Consider the following 20,191-nt stretch of genomic DNA (forward strand, 5'->3'; position numbering starts at 1 on the left):
GGGTGAGGGTGACCAGGGCCCGGAAACCGTCGGCGCGCTGCGAGAAGGACCAGGGTGCCGGCTTCGGCCTCCTCCCCGCGGAGGTTGAGGTGCCTGCCGCCGGCCCCCACAGAGCCGAGCCCACCCCTGTACGCGGCCGGCACCCGAGGGGGCCCGCCGCGGGGTGGCCGGCCCGCCACTGCCGGAAGCCGCGTGCCGGGAGCCGGTCAGAGCCCCACGACCGAGCCGCAGGACTGCCCCGATGCCGACACATCCCCCGATGACAGGTCGGGCAGGAGAATCAGCCGCAGCACCCGACCGGCCCCGGGGATGTGTGACACCACAGCGGCCGGATCGGCCGGATCGGCCGGATCGGCCGGATCGGCCGGATCGACCGGATCGACCGGATCGACCGGATCGACCGGATCGACCGGATGACCGCTTGCCCCGCCCCTCGACCCGCCGGTCGTGCACCCGGACGGCCTTCACCTTGATCCGCCCGGCCGCGGAGGTGATCTTTCCCGGCCTCTGGCGGCCGCTTCGACCACCAGCCGCCGTCGCGCGCGTGGCGCCGATCAGCCCCTCGGCCGCAGAGGTGCCGGTGTCGGCCTTCGAGGCCGCCGCCGCGCTCATCCGCCGGGGGCCCTCGTCGGACGATCTCGCCGATCCCGGAGCCGTGCGGCGTGGTGGCACCGGTCGACGACGGTGATCACGAGCGTGCCCGTGCAGTCGACGCCACGAGCACACGCCTTCTCGATGGCCATCGGCTGGGCGGCCCTCGGCGCGCTCCTACAGCCTGGTCCACCGGTCTTGAGGCGGCTCGCTTCTTGTCGACCGGCCGGCCCCCTCTCCGCCCGCGGCACGACCCTTCGGTGGCTACGTCTTCTCGGCCTCTTGTGCCGCCGTGCGCTCACACCCGACAGCTGTGGTCGCGTCACTGGGCGGCGAGTCCGCCCGGTGACGCGACCGTCCTGGCCTCGCCTCACGCCCGGATTGTGACCAGCTTCTGACCGTTGCCCGCGTGGATCTCGAAGTGCTCGATGGCTCCGGGGGACATGGCAACCGCTCCTGGGATCGTGGTGCCGGGAGGGTACTTGCCTGCCCGCCAGGTAGCGACGTCCGTCCTGGCTCCACCGGGCCCGATCGCCTGCAGTCGGCAGGTGATTCCGGCGGGTGCCCCCCTGGCGGAGACCTGCACGACACTGCCCCAGGCAGAGGGCGAGACCTTCACCGAGGCGGAGACGCCGGTGGCGGGATCGCTTCCGGAGAACGTGCGCCAGGTAGTCGGCGCGGTCGGACCAGGCGGCGTCGCCTGACTGCCCACGGATCCGACAGTCGCCAGCCATGTGCCGCCGGCCGCTGCCGCGATGAACGTCAGCGAGGCGGCAGCGCCGGCCAGTTGCAGACGCCAGGTCCTGCGGCGCCGGGACGCGGCCTGCTGGAGCAGCCTCTCCAGCACACCCCCCTCCGGCGCCCGCGACACCGCAGGCGCGGCGGGCCGTTCGGGCAGGGAGCCCTGCGCGCCTTCGGCCGCCCGTGCCACCAGCCGGTCGGCCAGGTCCCCGTCGGCCGTCGGCACCCGCTGGCCTGATGCCTCGGCTTCGGTCACCGTCGCCAGAAGCGTGGACAATCCCGCGAGCTGGGTGTGCTCGGCCCGGCATTCGGCGCATTCCGCGAGGTGGACGCGCACCCGTTCCATTTCCGCCGAGGGCAGCGTGCTCAGGACGTACCCTCCCAGCGCCAGCCGGAGGGCGTCGTGCTCCGCACTCATGGTCGCCACCTCCCGCCCACCACGGTCATGGCTCGATCCCTCGTTCCCGCAGCGCCAGCCGCAGGGCGTGCAGGGCGTAGTACGTCCGCGACTTCACGGTGCCCAGCGGGATGCCCAGCACCTGCGCGGCCTCCACCATGGTCCGGCCACGGTAGTAGGTCTCCAGCAGGACGGCGCGGTGGTCCGGGGACAGCGACCGGACCGCGTCGGCAACCGCCCAGCTCTGCAGTGCCTGCTCGATCTCGTCCTCGCCGGTTTTCTGCTCGGCGGCTCGCTCCAGCACCTCGCCGCCGGCCTCGGCCGGCCTGGCCTGCCGGGCCCGGTGGGCGTCGATGACCAGGTGCCGGGCGACCGTACACAGCCATGCCCGAGCCGGGCCGCGTGCCGGGTCGAACGCGGCGGGATGCTGCCACGCTCGCAGCATGGTTTCCTGCACCACATCCTCCGCCCATTGCCAATCTCCTGAGGTCAGTCGCAGTACGTAGTGGAACAGGGCTCCTGCGTGCTCCGCGTACAGAGTGCGCAGCAGGTCCTCGTCTGCGGTCGAAAGGGTCCCTTTACCAGAGACACGGTGCGCGGAGCGATCCGGATCGGTCCTTGGACCACGCTTTCGGGAACTCCAGGGCATAAGACGATCATCGCGCACATGTACCGCTTTGTCGTGTAACGCACGGCACGGTGCCGGTGACACTCTGCGAGCGCCGCGGTTGATGCGTCCCTGCCGGGCCTTGCGGCACCACCAGGGGCAGGCATGCGCGGCCCCCAGGAGAGGCGGGCTGATCCGCGGCGACACCGAGGAACCTCGCAAAAAGTGCATATCTGTCGAACCGTGGGAACCCCGCCGTCCGTGGAGCCGGACAAGAGCCGACTTGGGTGCAATTCCTCATCGAGTCCCCGTGCGACAAAGGACGGACCAGAGGTGACCGAAAAACACCACGCGACGCACGCGCTCCTGGCGCCGGCCACACTCACCCCGCCCCCGTGCATCGAAGTCGGCGCCACCGCGCGGCCTCGGCCGGTGCTCGATCGCCGGGTCCGTGAGGGGCACGCGCCCATGAACACGGCATCCACCCACATCCCGGCGGTTGCCTGCGCCCAGTCGGCACACTCCCCGTCTCCGCCTGATCAGTGAGGAACGGACACCATGTACCTGAACTTTCGTACACCAGGCCGTCGATCACGGACTGCGTCCGGGTTGGCCGTCGCCGCCATCGCCACTGCCGGCGCGCTGGGGCTTCTCAGTTCATGCGGCCAGTCGTCGCATCCCTCGTCCACCGGAGCCGGCGCCATCACGCCCGGTCCGGGGCAGCACCAGACGGCAGGCATGCCCGGAGCCACGGGGCCGGGGAACACGGCGGGCTCCGCTTCCGGTGCCTCGCCGATGCCGAGCATGAGCATGCCCATGAGTCCCTCGACTACGGGCGCACCGGCCGCACCGGTGACTGGGAACGCCGTGGCGATCAAGAACTTCGCATTCTCCCCGGCCACGCTGAAGGTCAAAGTGGGCACGACGGTGACCTGGACCAATCAGGACACCGACCCCCACACCGTCACCAGCGCCGGATCGGGCGGCCCGTTGCGTTCGGCCGCCCTGGCCACCCACGCCGCCTACACGTACACGTTCACCAAGCCCGGCACCTACGCCTACCTCTGCACCATCCATCCGTTCATGACCGGCACCGTGGAGGTGACCTGATGACCAACTACTACGACAGTCACGACGGGGCATCGGCCGGAGACACCAGTCGGCCCGATACCGAATACGGCATGAATCGGCGTCAACTCCTCCGGCATGCAGGGTGGTTCGGCGGCGCGGTGGTGCTGACCGTGGCCAGTGGCGAGGTGATCAGCCACATCGCGGACTCGCTGGACACCAACGCCGGGGCCGCCGCCGGGGCCGTTGCAGCCGGAAGGGGCGCGCTGCGGTTCGTGCAGGTCTCCGACAGCCACATCGGATTCCGGGGCCCGGCGAACCTGGACGTGGTCGGCTCGTTCACCGAAGCGATCAACCAGGTCAACTCGCTCGGGTTCAGACCGGACTTCGTCATGCACAGCGGCGACCTCACCCACCTGTCCACGGCTGGGCAGTTCGACCAGGTCAAGCAGCTGATGGCCGGATTGAAGACGGACCGCATCTTCACCGTGCCGGGCGAGCACGACTCCATCGGCGATGCGGGCCGCGCCTACCGGCGGACCTTCGGCATGGGCACGCTCGGTGATGGCTGGTACAGCTTCGACACCCACGGCGTGCACTTCATCGCCCTGGTCAACACCCTGAGTCTGGAGAAGCTCGGCCATCTCGGCAACGAACAGATCGACTTCGTTCGCAAGGACATCGCCGGACTGTCGTCGGACACCCCCATCGTGGTCTTCAGCCACATCCCGCTGTTCGCCATGTACCCGCAGTGGGGCTGGAGCACCGACGACGCCCTCAAGGTCATCGCCCTCCTGCGCCGCTTCTCCTCCGTCACCTGTCTCAACGGGCACGTCCACCAGCTGTTCACCAAGACAGAGGGCAACATCACCTTCCACTCCGCCACCACCACCGCCTACCCCCTGCCCAAACCGGGCCGCGCCCCCGCCCCCGCCCCGCAGGTCGTCCCTGCCCGGCAGCTCAAAGAGGCACTCGGCATCCGCAGCGTCGGCTACCGCCAGGGCGACCGCGAACTGGCCATCAAGGATCAGAGGCTGGCATGAACACCCGAAGACTCCTCGCCCCCACCCTGCGGTCGGCGACCGCCGCAACCCTCGCTGCCGGCGGATACATCCACGCCCAGCTCTACATCGACGGGTACCGCTTCATCCGCACTATCGGCCCCCTGTTCCTGCTCCAGGCCAGCACTTCCTTCGCTCTCGCCGCCCTGCTGCTGGTTGGTATGCCGCCCCTGCTGCTGCGGACCGCCGCGGCAGGAGTCGCGCTCGGCGCCCTCGGCGGCTTCACCGCTTCGCGTACCGTAGGCGTGTTCGGATTCACCGAGCACGGTCTGCAGCCCGAGCCGCAAGCCGTCCTCAGCCTCCTCGCCGAAACGGGCACGCTGCTGCTCCTGGCCATCTGGCAGGTGACCGTGACCAGACAACCCCGTGCTGCCCAACCGCCCGTCAGGGCATCCAACCGGGCCACCACCCGCACACCACCCAACTGAACCACCACCACGAAGCCGCTCGGGATGCCCGCGTCCTGGCTCGGGGTGCGGTGGGACCGGCAAAGCCACACACCGCCGCACGGGCTACCACGACAGAACGACATGGCAGCGCAGGGCGATCATGCGGGTGCTCACCGGTTGCCAGGATTTCGTGTCGGCCCAGGCACGGCACGCCCCGGCGCTTGCTGAAGCCCCCTCGCTGGGCCTGACCGCCGACCACTTTCCACCACGCTGCGCGAGCCGCAGGCGGACAGCGGTGTGGGCGCCGTACGCGAACAGACAGGTCGGCGGGGCACACCGTCTGCGTCCCGCCGACCGGCACCGCCACCGCAGTCGTGCCGCGGCTGCAGCACACCCCGCCCGCGGACACCGACATCGTCGAGAGGAGAGCCAGTCGCAACGCCTGCGACATCGGCTTCGCCGCCGAACACACCGCCGACCCCACCGGCGCTGTCTGCGCCGCCCGCCCCTCATACCGGAACCAAGGAGTATCCCCATGTACCTGGAACCCCGCCCAGGAACCGCCTGGTCGAGCCCGCACCTCCGCGAACTGAGGGATGCCGTACGCACCCTGCTCGGCCTGGACGACGACACTGCCGTTATCATCCGCCAACTCATCTGTGGCGACGTCGGTTTCCCATCGCTGGAGACCGTCGTCAAAGTGCTGCCCATGGACGGCGAGGCCCACCGCTGGACGTTCCACCGCCCCACTGAGCAGATCACCGAGAACGAGCTGCGGGCCGCCCTGCTCCACCACCGACCGAGCTGACCGGAACCTGCCCTGATGCCCCTGAATCCCGAGAACCGCGCGACGAGCGGCTCGCGGTCACCGCACTGACCGGCTTCCGCGGCTGCGGAAATACCACCCCTCAACCACAAGCTCACCAGGACGAGTTCGGCGAGGGCGAGGTCGGCGCGAACCCGGCCCCACACCGCCCGTCAACGAACACCGCCCGAGCTGCGCGCCGTTCCGCACCATGGGCATGGCATGGTCGCCGGGGCGACCGGGGACGGCCGGCAGTGTCCGAGGCTGCGGACCACGCCCAGATCACCGGGGCGAGTGGCTCTGCCGGTCGCTCGGAGTGCAGGGGTCGGCGGGCTCCCCCCGTACGGATTCCACACTGTGGTGTGTGCGGTGGCGTGGGCGCGGCGCGTTCACTGGCGTCAGCCGTGTCCGCCACTGTTCGGCGGCTGCGCGCTGTTCGGCTCCGATTGTGAACGACATACTGCGTTCGCATGGCGGGAGAATCAGAAAGTGAGACGAGGGCCGTCGCCACATTGACGTGGCCGATTTTCGCTGTCAGCCTCCCGAGTGTGAGCTTCTCGGAGAACTTCACCGCACGCCTGCACGTCGATCTTCGACGCCAGGCCAGTGCCATCTGTGCCGCTGGCTGCTAGAGCTGCCGACCAGCGTCAGCTCCTGAGCGACCCCTGATTCCGGTGCGCTTACCGGCCCGAGACCTCCCGTCTCCCGGTAATTGTCCACGCAAATCCACCTGGAATCCGCCGGGTTCGGCGCGCGTGCCGGCTCATGCACCTCACCATCCGTGTCTCCCTTTCCCTTTTCCTTTCCCCCTTCCCTTTCGCTTTTCGCGTCTCGGGCGGTCTTCACGTCCTCCGGAAGCGGAACAGCGGCTGAGGCAGGCCACGGCGGGCTCCGCTCGGACGCTCGGCCACCGCGCACCAGTCATCGCCACCGCCCCGTAACCCACCCGGCGACCCCTTACCACCCTCCCCCTCGCCTCGCGTCCGTAACAGACGTCGTACGCGCACCTCCCCGCTCCACCCACCGACTCGAACAGGACCCTGCCATGAGCTCCATAGCCCAGCTGACAACCTCATCGGGCCGACGACAGTTCCTCACCCTGCTGGGCCTTTCGGCGGTGGCGGTCAGCTGCGGTACCGGGGGTGGCGGCGCGGCCAGGGACCAGACCAGGACCCTGCGGTACCAGGGTTGGGCGGGATCCGTCACCCTCCCTGAACTCGCCGAAGACCTCGGCTTCCTGGAGGACGTGAAGCTGAAGTGGGTCGGCAACACGATCAGCGGGCCGCAGGACATCCAGTCGGCGGCCACCGGGCAGGTCGACTTCGGCGGCGCGTTCAACGGAGCCGTCGTCAAACTCGCTGCGAGAAAGGCTCCCATCACGTCGGTCATCAGCTACTACGGCGTCGACAAGGCCGCCTACAACGGCTTCTACGTGCTCCAGGACAGTCCGATCCGCTCGGCCCGTGACCTGATCGGCAAGAAGGTCGGGATGAACACCCTCGGGGCGCACTCCGAGGCGATGCTGGACATCTACCTGCAACGCCACGGCCTGTCACAGGCGGACATCAAGAAGGTCGAGCCGTTGGTGGTGCCCCCGGTCAACACCGAGCAGTCGCTGCGGCAGAAGCAGATCGAAGTGGGCGTCCTTGGCGACATCCTGCGCGACAAGGCGCTGCAGACCGGCGGCATCAGGCCGCTGTTCACCGACTACCAGCTGCTCGGCGACTTTTCCGCCGGTACGTATGTGGTGAACGACCGGTTCCTGAAGGGGAACCCCGACACCGCGCGCATCTTCGTCACGGGTGTCGGGCGCGCCATCGAGTGGGCCCGTGCCAGACCGCGCGACGAGGTCGTCCACCGGCAGATCGAGATCGTCAAGAGGCGTGGCCGCAACGAGGACACCGCTCCGCTGAAGTACTGGAAGTCCTTCGGCGTTGCCGAGACCGCCGGACGCATCACCGACAAGGACTTCCAGCTGTGGATCGACTGGCTCGCCCAGCGCGGTGACATCGAGAAGGGCCAGGTCAAGGCTTCGGACCTCTATACCAACGAGTTCAACGCGTACAGCCGGAAGAACAGCCAGAAGAACAGCAACAAGGAAAGCCAGAAGGGCAGGTCGTCCACGGCCGAGCCGACCTCGAAGAGCGGGAGCTGATCCCATGTCAGGACCCACCACAGCCAAGATCGCGTTCGAGCAGGTGCACAAGACCTTTCCCGCCAGGAAGGGAAGGGGCCAAGGCCGCGGCTCGGCGCACGGGGACGGCGAGTTCACCGCCCTGGACGGTGTCGACCTGCGGATCGGTGCGGGGGAGTTCGTCGTCGTGGTCGGCCCCAGCGGATGCGGCAAGTCCACGCTCCTGGACCTGCTGGGCGGGCTCGCCCGGCCGAGCGCCGGACGGATCCTCCTGGACGGGGAACCGGTGACCGGACCCGGCCTGGACCGCGGCATCGTCTTCCAGCAGTACGCCCTCCTGCCCTGGCGCACCGCCCTGGGCAACGTCGAGTTCGGCCTGGAGGCGACCGGGGTGCCACGACGTGAGCGCGCCGCGCGCGCCCGTGAGTACCTGGACCTGGTCGGGCTCTCCGGTTTCGAGAACCGTCACCCGCACGAGCTGTCGGGCGGTATGCGCCAGCGCGTGGCCCTTGCCCGCTCCCTCGCCTACGCCCCCGATGTTCTGTTGATGGACGAGCCGTTCGCCGCACTGGACGCACAGACCAGGGAGTCGCTCCAGGACGAGCTGCTGCGCATCTGGCAGCGCACCGGGAAGACCGTCGTCTTCATCACCCACGGCATCGAGGAGGCCGTCTACCTGGGTCAGCGGGTGGCCGTCATGACCTCCAGGCCCGGTCGCATCAAGCAGGTCGTGCCGATCGGCTTCGACTCCCGCACGGAGACGGACGACCTACGGTCCAGCCCCGAGTTCGCACAGTACCGACATGAGATCTGGACGCTTCTGCACGACGAGGTGACCAGGGCCCAACTGCTGGAGAAGGAGGAGGTCTCCGTATGAGCCTCGTAAGCGGTTCGAGCACGCGGCACAGGACCGAGGAGCAACGCTCCGCGCCGGCCACCGGCACGCCGTCGGCGTCCACCGAGCCGGCCGCGGCCGCCCCGCCGATTGAGCCGAGCAGGCCCCGACTGCGCCGCCCTTCCGCGCTGCCCCGGATCCTGCGCGTGGTCCTGACCGGCGCCACCAAGTCGGTGGCGGTCGTCGTCCTGCTGCTCGCGTGGGAGCTGGCGCCCCGCTTCGGCCTGGTGGACCGGACCTTCCTGCCGCCGTTCAGCGAGGTCGCCCAGGCATGGTGGGCGCTGGTGGCCAACGGCCAGCTCGCCGACAACGCGGAAGCGAGCCTGGTGCGTTCGTTCAGCGGATTCGGCATAGCTGTCGCGGTGTCCGTACCGCTGGGCCTGCTCATCGGCTGGTACCGGCCCGTCGCCGATCTCCTCAATCCGTTGCTGCAGGTCTTCCTCAACACCGCCGCCCTGGCCCTGCTGCCGGTGTTCGTACTGCTCCTCGGGATCGGTGAGACGTCGAAGATCTCCATCGTGGCGTATGCGTGCGCGTGGCCGATCCTGTTCAACACCATCAGCGCGGTACGCACCGTCGACCCCACCCTGCTGAGGCTGGCGAAGTCCATGGACCTGTCCGCCCCGCGGCTGTTCCAGAAGGTGATCCTGCCGGCCTCGGTGCCGACGATCTTCACCGGAATCCGGCTGGCCGGGGCGGTCTCCATCGTCGTCCTGGTCGCCGCCGAGATGATCGGCGCGAAGGCCGGACTCGGCTATCTGATCAACGCGTCCCAGTACAACTTCGCCATCCCACAGATGTACGCGGGCATCGTCACCATCTCCGTCATCGGCGTGGCCTTCAACCAACTGCTGGTGGCCGTGGAGAAGCGGCTCAGCTCGTGGCGCGTCCCCGCGACGAGCTGACGTCCGTATCCGCCCCTGAGCCAAGGAACCCGGAGGAGCTCTCCATGCCCGCAGCCAGTCCCCGCCGTCTTCATCTCAACGCCTTCCTGATGAACGCCGGCCACCACGACGCCGCCTGGCGCCATCCGCGTACCCAGCCCGAACGCGTCACCGACCGGCGCTACTTCCAGTACCTTGCGCAGACCGCCGAACGCGGCAAGCTCGACTCGATCTTCTTCGCCGACGGCCTGGCCCTGTGGGGCAAGGTCGAACACAACGCGCTCGGCGGTTTCGAACCGCTCACGCTGCTGTCCGCCCTGGCGACGGTGACCGAGCGCATCGGCCTGATCGCCACCGTCTCCACCACCTTCAACGAACCCTTCCACACCGCCCGGAAGTTCGCCTCCCTCGACCACATCAGCGGTGGGCGCGCCGGTTGGAACATCGTCACCTCCGGTACGGTCGACGAGGCCCGCAACTTCGGGCAGGACGAACACCTCGAACACGGCCTGCGTTACGACCGGGCGCGCGAGTTCGTGGAAGTCGCCACCAAGCTCTGGGACAGCTGGGAGGACGATGCAGTCCTGCTCGACCGCGTGCGCGGGATCTACGCGGACGTCGACAAGGTGCAGCCCATCGGCCACCGGGGGGAGCACTTCGCCGTACAGGGCCCGCTGAACGTGCAGCGCAGTCCGCAGGGTTACCCGCTGCTGGTGCAGGCCGGATCGTCCGAGGACGGCAAGGAGTTCGCCGCCCAGTACGCCGAGGCCGTGTTCACCGCACAGCAGACCCTTGCCGACGGGCAGTCCTTCTACAAGGACGTGAAGAACCGCCTTGCCCGCTACGGGCGTTCGGAGGACGAGCTGAAGATCCTGCCCGGGATCTGCCCGGTCATCGGCTCGACGGAAGCAGAGGCCCGCGCGCTTGAGCAGGAGCTGACTGACCTTCAGGTGCCGGAGTACGGACTCGCCCAGTTGTCGGGGATGCTCGGCACCGACCTGACCGGGCTGCCGCTGGACGGTCCGCTGCCCGCGCTGCCCGAGGAGCGGGACATCAACGGCAACAAGAGCCGTTTCACGCTGGTCGCCGAACTGGCCCGCCGTGACGGGCTGACCCTGCGCGAGCTCATCGCGCGCCTCGGCGGCGGGCGCGGCCACCGGGTCTTCGCCGGGACGCCGGAGCAGATGGCCGACCAGCTCGAAGAGTGGTTCACCCAGGGAGCCGCCGACGGTTTCAACGTCATGCCGCCGCATCTGCCGGGCGGCCTGGAGGACTTCGTCGACCACGTCGTGCCCCTCCTCCAGGACCGTGGCCTGTTCCGCACCGAGTACACCGGACGCACTCTGCGCGAGCACTACGGTCTGCCCCGCCCCGCAGGCCGGCTCTCCCGCTCCGTCACAGAGGGGCAGCCGGCATGACCGGACTCGATGTCACCGCTGACGTCCTGGTGGTGGGCGGCGGCCCCGTTGGCACCCTGCGCGGCGCTGAAGTCGGCTCGGGCCGCAGGGAGTTCGTCCTCGCAGGCAAGGAGTACTGCGGCACCAGCGGCGCGACCGCGTCGGGCGGCACCGGCGTCTGGCAGGTCCCACTGGACCCCACAACGCGGCGCCCGGCCGGCCGTAGGACCACCCCCAACCCACCCGGCGCCAACGGAACCTCCCTGCCCGGCACCTCCGGACACAGCCGAAACTCCTGAAAGGAATACGCACATGAGCACCAGCACAGGCTTCGACATCCGCCGGATCGGCGGACGCATCGGCGCCGAGATCGTCGGCGTCGACCTCTCCGCCGGCCTCGAACCGGCGCTCGTCGCCGAGATCAACGCGGCTCTGCTGGAACACAAGGCGCTGGTCTTCCGCGGCCAGCAACTGGACGACGCGGCCCAGTTGCGCTTCGCCTCCCTCTTCGGCGAACTCACCACCGCCCATCCCACCGTTCCGTCCGTGGACGGGCAGCCCAACATCCTGCCCGTCGACGGCGACGACGGCATCCGCGCCAACCACTGGCACACCGACGTCACCTTCGTCCGCACACCCCCCAAGGCGTCGACCCTGCGCAGCATCGTCGTACCGCCCTATGGCGGCAACACGCTGATCGCCAACTCGGCCGCGGCCTACCAGGACCTGCCCGAGCCACTGCGCGAGCTGGCGGACAAGCTGTGGGCGGTGCACTCCAACGACTACGACTACGCCGCCCCCAAGAACGACAAGGCGGCCGAGCACCGCAAGCAGTTCGTGTCGCGTAAGTACCGCACCGCCCACCCCGTCGTACGCGTGCACCCCGAGACAGGGGAGCGGGGCCTGTTCATCGGCGGCTTCGCGCAGACCATCGAGGGCCTTGGCCCCTCCGAGTCCCGGGATGTGCTGCGCATCTTCCAGTCGTACGTGACGCGGCCCGAGAACATCGTCCGGGTGGCCTGGACACCGGGTGACCTCGTCCTGTTCGACAATCGCATCACCCAGCACTACGCCCCCGACGACTACGGCGACCTGCCGCGCCTGCTGCACCGGGTGACCGTCGCCGGGGACGCTCCGGTGGGCATCGACGGCACCGCCAGCCGCGCCATCGAAGGCGGTGACGCCGACCACTACACGCCCGCCGTGGCCTGACGCCCACGGTTCGCCAGCCGCCAAGGCCCACTTCCAGCACCTCCCGGGGCACCCCAGGAGGTGCTGGAGAGCGTCGGCCATAGGAGCCTTGCGAGCGGCTCCCCGCGCCACCGATTCACTACCACGCGGCACTTTTCAGCCACCGTTGCGTGGCGCCGGAGGGGCGGATGCGGCTGGCCTCGGACTCTCGAAGTCCCTCTCGGAACCGGTGATTCGGCGCGCGACAACGGCTGGATGGAAGACCGAGACGATGCGCTGAGATCCACATGATCGACTGGCTCAAAACCTTCTTTGTCGAGCCGATCGATCGACCGTACGGTGGGTGCCGCTAGTCACCAAGGGAACAGTCGTACGGCCATTGCGGGGCGTGCTGCAGTGTGACCTCAACGCGGCTTGTGTCGCCTGCCTACCCCACGAACTGGTTGGTGAGATGCCGTCCGAAGCAGCAGCCCCTCTGGCCGTTCCGAAGCAGACCTCTTCGCCCTCGCGGAGAAGGCGCTACCAGACCGATGTCTCGTTCGTCTCGCCGATCTCCAGCCTGAACAGTTTCGAAGAGCACGGCAGCTGCTTCCTGGGCATCAGTCTGGAGAACAGCAACTTCCGCCCGGCCAAGGTGCGTAGCATGGCTGAATGGATATCCAGGAAATTTCCGCAGTGCACCGTGCTCGTCGGTGACAGCATCCACCGCATCACCCTGGAGTCCACCCGCGGCCTGCGCCCGCCGGAAGCTTTGGCCGAGGCGTCGCGCCTGGGACGTGAATTCATCGACGAGCATGCTCACATTTTTTATGAGTTCCAAGAGCGTACGGACTTCACCTTCATCAACTGCAGCGAGGTGCAGGCACGGGACAGTTACCATGACTATCACCGGGTTCTCCGAGACTGGTTCACCCAGGACGTCACGTTCCGCACCTCCCTGGAGGCGTTCGGTCGCCGTTACCACAGCAAGAACTCGGACGGTGCCCCGGCAGTGGAAGTGGAACGACGCATCCGGATGTCCTTGGACTACTTCCTCGAAGAGTTCGCCGTATTCTGCTGCCTCAAGGACAGCGGCCTGCCGGTCCTGCTCTACCCCGGATCGTTCGGCACGCTCACCGAAATCGCTGCGGGCGAGCACGAGGGAGCGCCGAAACAACTGCGCGATCTCATCGTGGTGTCCCTCAAACTCCGAGGGCGGTGATCGCGTCCGCGACACACCCTGCCGACGGGCCCGACATTCGGCTCGGCCGGATTTACCAGGACGTCTACCGCCAGCGCGACGCGTCCACCGGGCCTGCCGCTATTGAGGTGCGATCGTCATGCCCCGTTTGTCGACGGTGACGACATCCTCCCACTGCGGGAACAGCCGCTCGATGAGGACCCGGTGCGTCTCTGGGCCGGTGTCCGGACAGGCGTCGGAGAGGACAGCGAGGCCGAAGTCCAGGTCGTTCGCCTGGCACAGGGGGTACCGCACCACAGCGTTGGGGGCGATGCCAGTGAGCACGAGGCTGTCGATGCCGCGTGCCCTCAGCACCACGTCGAGATCGCTGCGGGTGGTACAGCACTCGTGGTGGTGCTGAGATGCTGCTCCGTTCCGGTCGGTGGTGGTCGAAGTCAGCATGGCCGGCGTCGGATTGCTGCTGTGCGGATGTGGCCAGGTGCTCTCGGAACCGGGACTCCAGAATCACGGTCACCGTCGCGCCAGGGCGAAGACACCGGTCACGGACGGAGGCGTCGCCAGGGCCGTGGGTGTCGGTGGCGGAGCCGGCGACCCAACCGCCGTTCCCGCCCGCTGCCCACCCTTCACGACAAACGATCACGGCGGGCCGACGTCGTACCCGGCAGGATGGAGCCCGTGCCGAGGGCTTGCGGTATCGATGACCAGGGGAGAACTGTGGATCACAGAATGCCGCTTCCGATGCGAGAGCTCGGACCGTACCCGTTGAACGAGGACGGGATCGCGTCCTTGCTGACACGCTACGAGTTCGGCGACTCCTGTCTCCGGCGCATCATCCTTGACCAGGAATACGGTCCGCAGAGATCGCCACGGGCCGTCAGGCTCGTGATCGATGCCAGAGTTGTGCGCGACGACTTCCGCTGGGAGCCGGTGTGCCTGGATCACCATGACGTGCGACAACTTCGTATCGACGAGATCGCCGGGACCTCCTGGGTGCTTTTCGCTGCCCCGCAATTCACCCACCTCGATGGACTGTTGCAGGTGGACCTGTGTCCCGAACGTTTCGGCCACGAGCACCCCGCGAACTCCAAGGAGGTCTTCGAGGGATCCCATCTCGTCTTCGAGGCGGCCAGTGGCCACTGGAGTGCGCTGAAGCGGTGGGATCGGTCCGGGCACACCGCTGTGGCAGGTGCGACAGGCGACAGCGCCGGCGGCAGAGCGTAACGACCATGGGAGCGATTGGCTTTGAGAGACGCCGGCTCGGTGGGCAGGTGCGTCTGGGATGCTTCTCCTCTTGAGCACACCACCGGACGGTTTACCTGTCTACCGAATCTTGACCGGACCGGACGACGCCTCGTTCTGTCAGCGTGTGAGCGAAGCGACTGGTCTTGGTTACGAAGTCCACGAAGGTCCCGCCGTCACCTTCAACGGTGAGAGCGTCATCGTCGCACCGGCGCTGGTCTGGCCAGCACGCAGCCGGGAATCGGGGCTGCACCAGTGATGGGGCGGAAACCGGCGCCAGGCGGCCGGCGCCGGGCCCAAGCAGCGCCATGACCGGCCGCCGGCCGGGCTTCCCCGAGAAGCCGGCTAGCGGCCATTCGTTCCGAGCGGGTCGAGCGGAGTCCCGCGGCCTGGCGTTGAAGAGGCCGAAAGGGCCCCGGCCCGGACTGTGGCGCGAACGCCGAGCCTCTGGCCTAGTCTTCGCCGCCGCCCCTGCCTCCCTTACCTTCCCTGCCCCCCGAGCCTCCGCTTCTGTCGTCGCCGCCTCCCATCACGGCGCTGTTGTCGCAGCCCACGGACGAGCCGACCCTGGTGCTCTGCGCACCCGGGGAGCCCTCGCCGCCGAGCACGTTGCCGAGCACGCCGTTGAGGATCCCGACCTCGCCGAGGACGTCGACGTTCAGGTCGTGCGACCGACACTGGCTGCCCTGCCTGATCTCGAAGTCGGTGCCGCCCCTCCCGCCTTCCTTCTCGCCGTGGGCGTACGCGGTGCCGGCGCCGAGGAAGCCGAAGCTGCCGAGGACGACAGCCACGACGGTGGCCTTCTGAAGCTTGCGCATTTCTCCTCCGATGGTTGAACGGTGAAATCCGTGATATAGCGACTTCGTACAGTAATAGGAGGCTATTACGGAATATGTCGCAGGCATCAGGCGACGCGCCGGATTCACGGCCGTCGTGAACCTGTGGCTGTCGGGGAGCCGTCCTGCACCCTCAGCAGTTCCGGGCATCGCCTGGCCGCGGCAGGCGCAGACACTCCACCCCAACGGGCCAGCGGGCTCCAGCGATCTCCGAAGCTCGGCGTCGGTTCGCGCATTTCCGCGCGGGCGCCGTGACTGGGATGCGGTCAAGGACGGTCGGGCACGGGCCGAGGTGGGGATGGCCACGACACCCACGCGCTCCGGCAGGCCCAGCAGAGCTGGACGCCGTCCGAGTAGCCACAGGGCCGTACGTCCACCTGCACGAAGTAACCCGCGTCCGTGCAAAGGGGCAGCAGCCCGGCGCGCGTCAGGCCCCACACGGCCGATGACGGCGCATCGGTACCCCGGCGCCGTTGGGTGATTCAGCATTGGTCTTGATACTGCGCCTTGTCGATCGCTTGGTCGGCGGGGCGCAGTGCCATGAAGCGGATGGTGCGGTCGTGGGCTCGGGGCCCGCTGTTCCCGGCATTGCACGTCCGTGGGGGAACGAGGCTGCGACGCCGGCAACGGGCTCTCCGCAAGCCCTGTGGAATGACAATGAGCCATCACACCCCAGGACGCCTACGACTGGCTGCGGCAGCGGCGCGGGCATTCCGGGAACCCCATGTTCCTCCCCGCTCCATCATCGTCCCCTCTTCCACGGCGGAAGGCTGCTTCGCAGTGCCGGCGAATCCTTCAGCGCGGCTGCGCACGGCGCCGCGGTCGCATGCCGGTCCAGTTCTCCACGATGTAGCGCAGGCAGGTGTCGCGCGCGCTCAACGGCATCCGGACTCCTGCCTTTCACCGTCGCTGCGTAGGCGGCGGCGTGGGCGGGAGCGGTCCGTTGGTGGAGCCGGCGGGCTCCGGCGGTGGTGGAGGCACTGCTGCGGGGTGTCGGTTCAGGCGGTGGAGACAGCGCCGGGCGAGGTCGCTGATCGAGGTGCTGTTGACGATTTCCAGCACAGGTAGGTCGCAGGGGAGCCGTTGTTGGACGGCGCTCATGAGTTCGGCGCCCATCAGGGAGTCGAGTCCGAGCTGTGTCAGCGGCCGATCGGGGGGAGTCCTGATGGCGGCCGCCAGACCGGAAAGTGCCACGACGATGGTCAGGCGCCGCCAGTTGGTCCCGCTGCGACGGGCAGGCACTGTGGGACGGCCGGCGGTATCGGGTGGGAGAGGAAGGGGGCTGTCACGGTACTTATCCCTGTGGATGGGGCTGCGCGCCGCCGATGGTGGGGCGTCACATGCCGAGGCCGGCGTGGGCCAGGCCCGGCGGCAAGCCGGCGTTGGGCGCCGCGTTGAGCTGGATATGAGGGGAGGCCAGCCCGGCGAGTTGCGGGCTCAGTTGCGCGAGCCGGGTGCGGGTGAAGACCCCCAGGTGCGGTCCGGTGCGCCGGGCGAGGTGGAGGACTTCAGCCCAGGCCGAGAAGCGGACGAGCAGCGCGACCGGTCCGAGGGGTGGCCTCGGCAGACCCTCCGCACCGTGTGGGGGTGCCATCAGAAGGATCGGGTCCGGCACCGGCGGGAAGGCCCGACCAGGGGGCGTCCCCGTTCGGACCGGCCGTGCCCCAGCGCCGAGTGCAGCATCGGTCCACTCGGTCAGAAGGGCATGCCACTGCCGGTGCGGTAGGGCGGTGGCCGGGCGGAAGCGCGCAGCCTCCCGTGCGAGGTGGTCCAGGAACGCGGTGAGACGGGTGTCGTGCACCGCGCCCAGTGGTGTGGCCGCGCAGTGCCGACCGGCGCGGGCGAAGCAGGACCAGATGGTGGCCCGGGCGGCAGCCCGTGCATCTCCGTCGTGTCGGAGCACCAGGAGCCCGGGCGGTGGGAGGCGCCAAGGATCCCACGCGCAGCACTGTGGTGACACCTCGTCTGCGTGCTCGGTCAGCACACACCGGAGGTCGGCCGCCCGCCTGTCCACCGCGACTGCCCAGCCCCCGGGCCGCAGCCCGGCTTCCCGGGCCGTCGCAAGCACGGCCAGGGTGGGGACCGCGGTGCGGTGGTCGGTCTCCGAGACCACGGTCATCCCCTTCAGCAGAGCCGGCAACGCCCCTTCCAGCAGTGACACGAGGGGGCGGGCACCGTCGACATGCGACATGACCACGGCCGGACGCTGCGGGGCGTGGGGTGACGGCGTGCCGGAGCGGGGGCGCCGCCAGGGTGCCCGGTGCGGGCCGGCTGCAACGGTGTGCCGCAGCAACGTCGCCCGGGAGCTGCGGAGTTCGGTTTCGGCGTCGGCGGGACCGAGGCCGCAGACGTCCTGGAGGACCGTGCGCAGGGCCGCATGGCGCACCGCCAGCGCCCTTTGCAGCCGGAAGCTCCAACGGGCGCGCTGCGTCTGGCACAAGGCTCCCCACCTCTGCGCGGCCTCCCGCGCCACTGCTGGACACCAATACCTACCCGACCGGCGTCGCCATCGATGACGCGGAGATGGCAGCCCTGCCACTGACCCGCCACATCTTCCACGGCGACGGGAACTATGCCCTGCACCCCCAGCCCTGCACGGCCATCCCGGCGTCCCGGGCCCCACAGCCGCCGGCGCCGGAGTGGGAGTGGGACCAGACCCTGCTCTCCGACTCCGCCCTGACCGGCATGACGCGACAGCAACTCAACGACCTCACCGAGACTTTGTCGTCTGACGGCTACGTCAAGCGCGGCCGCCCACCCCGGCTCGACTTCCCCGAACAGGTCGTGGCAGCCGTGCTCCACCTGCGGGTCGCCTTGGCTGCAGAACCCCTCGCGGCGCTGTTCGGCAGCAGCCGGACTGCCATGCACCGCACACTGTTGAAGATCAGGAGACTGCTCAAGGCGCACGACATCGTCATCTCGCCAGCGGCCACCCCGCCCACTGCCCTCGCCGTCCTTCAAGCACGAGTTCGCGCTCAAAGCAGCGACCTCGACAGCAAGATCAAGACGACATGTTAATGATCTGCAAGCCCTTAGGCCGACCCCGCTGGACCATCGAACGCACCATGGCTTGGATCGCCGGCTGCCGACGCCTCCACCGACGCTACGAACGCAAAGCCAGCCACTCCCTTGTAAAGACGTGCCAACCACACTGCACAAAAACGCCACCATGCCCAGCATCGCTGCGCAGCACAAACAGCGAGGTCAACTACTCCACATCACTGACACCAAACCAGCACATCGCACCCTGGCCAGGGAGTCTTTCCCGAGAATGCCAAACGGCCCACCGGTGAAATCGGCGGGCCGTCGGGGATTCTGTGGGTCAGTTCAGGGGCATGTCAAAGTTCTTTGCGGGGATGGAAGCGCCGGCGGACGTCTTCGCGGCGAGTCGCTTGTACCGAAGCACAAGCTTCTTCGTGTCCTTGCCCGGGGTGAACACGACCCAGCCGGTCGTGGTCTTGCCCGTTTCGGCGTCGGGCAGCGGCGGGTATCCGGCAGCCTTGATGTCGTCGTCGAGGATCGTGGTGCTTGCCTGGTCGATCCCGTTGGGCATGCCCGTGAGATGGAACGAGTTGGCGCCGAAGGTGTCGTAGTACTTGCTGCTCGCCGTCACCTTCACTTCGACGAGGACGACCTCCTCATTCGCCAGCGCGGCGTACTTGCTCTTCGAGGCGGCCGAAGGCTGGTACCCGTTCACGTACTTGAGGACGGTCGCCTTTTCGCCCATCACGTCGTCGGTGAACGACTTGTTCACTGTCACCGGGCTGCCGGACGACCCGCTGTTTGCGCCGGCAGACGACGCCGACGCGCTGGGCGTACCCGCGGCGCTGGTGCCACTCGGAGCGGGGGCCGACGTTGTCTGCGACGAGCCGCCCGAGTCGTCGTTGCACGCGGTGAGCAGCGCGCTTCCGGCGACTATCGCCGCCACGACAGGAAGAATGGTGCGAATACGGACGCGCATAGCGCAAACCCCTTTGATTCGAATGCGAGCCCCGAAACCGGCCAACCTGGCCGTTCCTGAGCCGCCCCGTTCACTCGAATGATCAGCAACGGCTCGCAACTATACACGCAGCCGAACCTCCGTTTTCGAGCCCTCCTGCCGCATGTGTGTGGGTGCCCTGACACGCCCTGATACGTGAAATCCGCCATCTTCTCGAAAACACCGTGACCGAGGGGATGCGTTGGGGCGAATCGGTAGAACGCGTGGTCATGTCGGTACGGCCGAAATCAGGTCTCGGCGGCGGTGTGGGCGCTGTCGACGCCGCGCTCCCCGCTACGATCCGGGGCGGCCGACTCAACGATCCTCACCCCGGCAGGCTGTCGAACAGACCAAATGAGATGACCTGTGACAAGTGGGAGAGCTTGAGCTAAATCGCCGCGAGGGCGACTATGCCGTGAAACATGAATGCCCTTTTGTCGAACCATCACGCGACCCACCGGACAGGGCCTAGCCCTCGGCGGGTTCATCGGCGTGCTTGAGGCGCATGCAGGGTTTGACGAGGTCGGGCAGTCGTCCCAGAGGCGCCGCAGGCCATCACGGCGAAAGCAGCTCCAGTCCAAAGCTGCCCCATCGACGTCAGAGTTCACAGCTTAGTGCGACTGCTGTCGCCTCGGATAAAGCCGGGAAGTTCGAACCCCAGGGCATCAGAGGCTGCACACAGGAAAGAAACGTAACTTTCGTGAGAAGCAGAACGCCTCTCGTCGATATCCCTAAATTGGGGCGAAGGGTCTTCCGTGGCCGGGCACTGCGAAGGGCGCCCCAGACGTGACCTCGGT

At 68.2% G+C, this 20,191-nt stretch carries 21 protein-coding genes and 2 pseudogenes; 16 read left to right on the plus strand and 7 right to left on the minus strand.

Translation table 11 applies throughout. The annotated features are described in order from the left end of the window. Window positions 1–961: 961 nt before the first annotated feature. Together ACO1BR_RS30870 and ACO1BR_RS30875 are read right to left on the minus strand one after the other, a co-directional pair. A complete protein-coding gene (locus ACO1BR_RS30870) occupies window positions 962–1,750 on the minus strand; it encodes a zf-HC2 domain-containing protein (protein ID WP_426798384.1) in 789 nt (262 codons plus the stop codon). Window positions 1,751–1,775: 25 nt separating this feature from the next. Further along, the gene (locus tag ACO1BR_RS30875; RefSeq protein ID WP_426798385.1) at window positions 1,776–2,567 is read right to left on the minus strand and encodes a sigma-70 family RNA polymerase sigma factor; all 792 of its coding nucleotides are present in this window, start codon (window positions 2,565–2,567) and stop codon (window positions 1,776–1,778) included. A 585-nt stretch (window positions 2,568–3,152) separates the two neighbouring features. Here ACO1BR_RS30875 and ACO1BR_RS30880 point away from each other — a divergent pair. The 12 genes from ACO1BR_RS30880 (at window position 3,153) to ACO1BR_RS30935 (ending at window position 13,361) form a co-directional block, all read left to right on the plus strand. Next, a complete protein-coding gene (locus ACO1BR_RS30880) occupies window positions 3,153–3,446 on the plus strand; it encodes a cupredoxin domain-containing protein (RefSeq protein ID WP_426798386.1) in 294 nt (97 codons plus the stop codon). Continuing rightward, complete coding sequence (locus ACO1BR_RS30885) at window positions 3,446–4,447, plus strand: metallophosphoesterase family protein (protein WP_426798387.1); 1,002 nt, start codon at window positions 3,446–3,448, stop codon at window positions 4,445–4,447. The genes ACO1BR_RS30880 and ACO1BR_RS30885 overlap by 1 nt, the downstream gene beginning before the upstream one ends. Then, a complete protein-coding gene (locus tag ACO1BR_RS30890; RefSeq protein WP_426798388.1) occupies window positions 4,444–4,893 on the plus strand; it encodes a hypothetical protein in 450 nt (149 codons plus the stop codon). Before ACO1BR_RS30885 ends, ACO1BR_RS30890 begins: the two co-directional genes overlap by 4 nt. 496 nt (window positions 4,894–5,389) lie before the next feature. Next, a complete protein-coding gene (locus ACO1BR_RS30895) occupies window positions 5,390–5,662 on the plus strand; it encodes a hypothetical protein (protein ID WP_426798389.1) in 273 nt (90 codons plus the stop codon). 467 nt (window positions 5,663–6,129) lie between these two features. Further along, a complete protein-coding gene (locus ACO1BR_RS30900) occupies window positions 6,130–6,291 on the plus strand; it encodes a putative leader peptide (protein WP_426798390.1) in 162 nt (53 codons plus the stop codon). Between the two features lie 413 nt (window positions 6,292–6,704). Further along, window positions 6,705–7,814: an ABC transporter substrate-binding protein gene (locus tag ACO1BR_RS30905; protein ID WP_426798391.1), complete on the plus strand. Its 1,110-nt coding sequence runs from the start codon at window positions 6,705–6,707 to the stop codon at window positions 7,812–7,814. A 4-nt stretch (window positions 7,815–7,818) separates the two neighbouring features. Beyond that, window positions 7,819–8,670, plus strand: coding sequence for an ABC transporter ATP-binding protein (locus tag ACO1BR_RS30910; RefSeq protein ID WP_426798392.1), 852 nt, complete (start codon window positions 7,819–7,821; stop codon window positions 8,668–8,670). Then, entirely contained in the window at window positions 8,667–9,593 is a 927-nt protein-coding gene (locus tag ACO1BR_RS30915; RefSeq protein WP_426798393.1) for an ABC transporter permease, read from the plus strand. Before ACO1BR_RS30910 ends, ACO1BR_RS30915 begins: the two co-directional genes overlap by 4 nt. 44 nt (window positions 9,594–9,637) lie before the next feature. Further along, window positions 9,638–10,990, plus strand: a complete 1,353-nt coding sequence (locus tag ACO1BR_RS30920; protein WP_426798394.1) for an LLM class flavin-dependent oxidoreductase — start codon at window positions 9,638–9,640, stop codon at window positions 10,988–10,990. Beyond that, complete coding sequence (locus ACO1BR_RS30925; RefSeq protein WP_426798395.1) at window positions 10,987–11,268, plus strand: hypothetical protein; 282 nt, start codon at window positions 10,987–10,989, stop codon at window positions 11,266–11,268. Before ACO1BR_RS30920 ends, ACO1BR_RS30925 begins: the two co-directional genes overlap by 4 nt. 13 nt (window positions 11,269–11,281) lie before the next feature. Next, complete coding sequence (locus ACO1BR_RS30930; protein ID WP_426798396.1) at window positions 11,282–12,181, plus strand: TauD/TfdA dioxygenase family protein; 900 nt, start codon at window positions 11,282–11,284, stop codon at window positions 12,179–12,181. Window positions 12,182–12,503: 322 nt separating this feature from the next. Continuing rightward, on the plus strand, window positions 12,504–13,361 hold the full coding sequence (locus ACO1BR_RS30935) for a tRNA-dependent cyclodipeptide synthase (RefSeq protein ID WP_426798397.1): 858 nt from the start codon (window positions 12,504–12,506) through the stop codon (window positions 13,359–13,361). A 99-nt stretch (window positions 13,362–13,460) separates the two neighbouring features. On the opposite strand, the gene ACO1BR_RS30940 is transcribed toward ACO1BR_RS30935, so the two are convergent. Beyond that, window positions 13,461–13,781, minus strand: a complete 321-nt coding sequence (locus ACO1BR_RS30940; RefSeq protein WP_426798398.1) for an isochorismatase family protein — start codon at window positions 13,779–13,781, stop codon at window positions 13,461–13,463. A gap of 297 nt (window positions 13,782–14,078) precedes the next feature. On the opposite strand from ACO1BR_RS30940, the gene ACO1BR_RS30945 reads away from it, so the two are divergent. After that, complete coding sequence (locus ACO1BR_RS30945) at window positions 14,079–14,561, plus strand: hypothetical protein (protein ID WP_426798399.1); 483 nt, start codon at window positions 14,079–14,081, stop codon at window positions 14,559–14,561. A 58-nt stretch (window positions 14,562–14,619) separates the two neighbouring features. Next, window positions 14,620–14,838 (plus strand): DUF1737 domain-containing protein, encoded by a 219-nt coding sequence (locus ACO1BR_RS30950; protein ID WP_426798400.1) that lies wholly within the window; start codon window positions 14,620–14,622, stop codon window positions 14,836–14,838. 193 nt (window positions 14,839–15,031) lie between these two features. Here the strand turns inward: ACO1BR_RS30950 and ACO1BR_RS30955 are convergent, their stop codons facing one another. The 3 genes from ACO1BR_RS30955 to ACO1BR_RS30965 form a co-directional block, all read right to left on the minus strand. Then, the gene (locus ACO1BR_RS30955; protein ID WP_426798401.1) at window positions 15,032–15,397 is read right to left on the minus strand and encodes a hypothetical protein; all 366 of its coding nucleotides are present in this window, start codon (window positions 15,395–15,397) and stop codon (window positions 15,032–15,034) included. Window positions 15,398–16,315: 918 nt separating this feature from the next. Then, the gene (locus ACO1BR_RS30960) at window positions 16,316–16,657 is read right to left on the minus strand and encodes an acyl carrier protein (protein WP_426798402.1); all 342 of its coding nucleotides are present in this window, start codon (window positions 16,655–16,657) and stop codon (window positions 16,316–16,318) included. Window positions 16,658–16,751: 94 nt separating this feature from the next. After that, a complete protein-coding gene (locus ACO1BR_RS30965) occupies window positions 16,752–17,855 on the minus strand; it encodes an aldehyde dehydrogenase family protein (protein WP_426798456.1) in 1,104 nt (367 codons plus the stop codon). Between ACO1BR_RS30965 and ACO1BR_RS30970 the strand changes: the two are divergent. Further along, window positions 17,840–18,433, plus strand: a pseudogene (locus ACO1BR_RS30970) (ISAzo13 family transposase); the annotation flags it as partial. The gene ACO1BR_RS30965 and the pseudogene ACO1BR_RS30970 sit on opposite strands and share 16 nt — an antisense overlap. A gap of 14 nt (window positions 18,434–18,447) precedes the next feature. Continuing rightward, window positions 18,448–18,555 (plus strand): annotated as a pseudogene (locus tag ACO1BR_RS30975) (IS5/IS1182 family transposase); the annotation flags it as partial. Between the two features lie 182 nt (window positions 18,556–18,737). On the opposite strand, the gene ACO1BR_RS30980 reads toward ACO1BR_RS30975, so the two are convergent. Further along, window positions 18,738–19,376 (minus strand): hypothetical protein, encoded by a 639-nt coding sequence (locus ACO1BR_RS30980; protein WP_426798403.1) that lies wholly within the window; start codon window positions 19,374–19,376, stop codon window positions 18,738–18,740. Window positions 19,377–20,191: the final 815 nt, after the last annotated feature.

Origin of the sequence: Streptomyces sp. YGL11-2 (genome assembly GCF_050054615.1) — a bacterium.
In the GTDB taxonomy this organism is placed as follows: domain Bacteria; phylum Actinomycetota; class Actinomycetes; order Streptomycetales; family Streptomycetaceae; genus Streptomyces.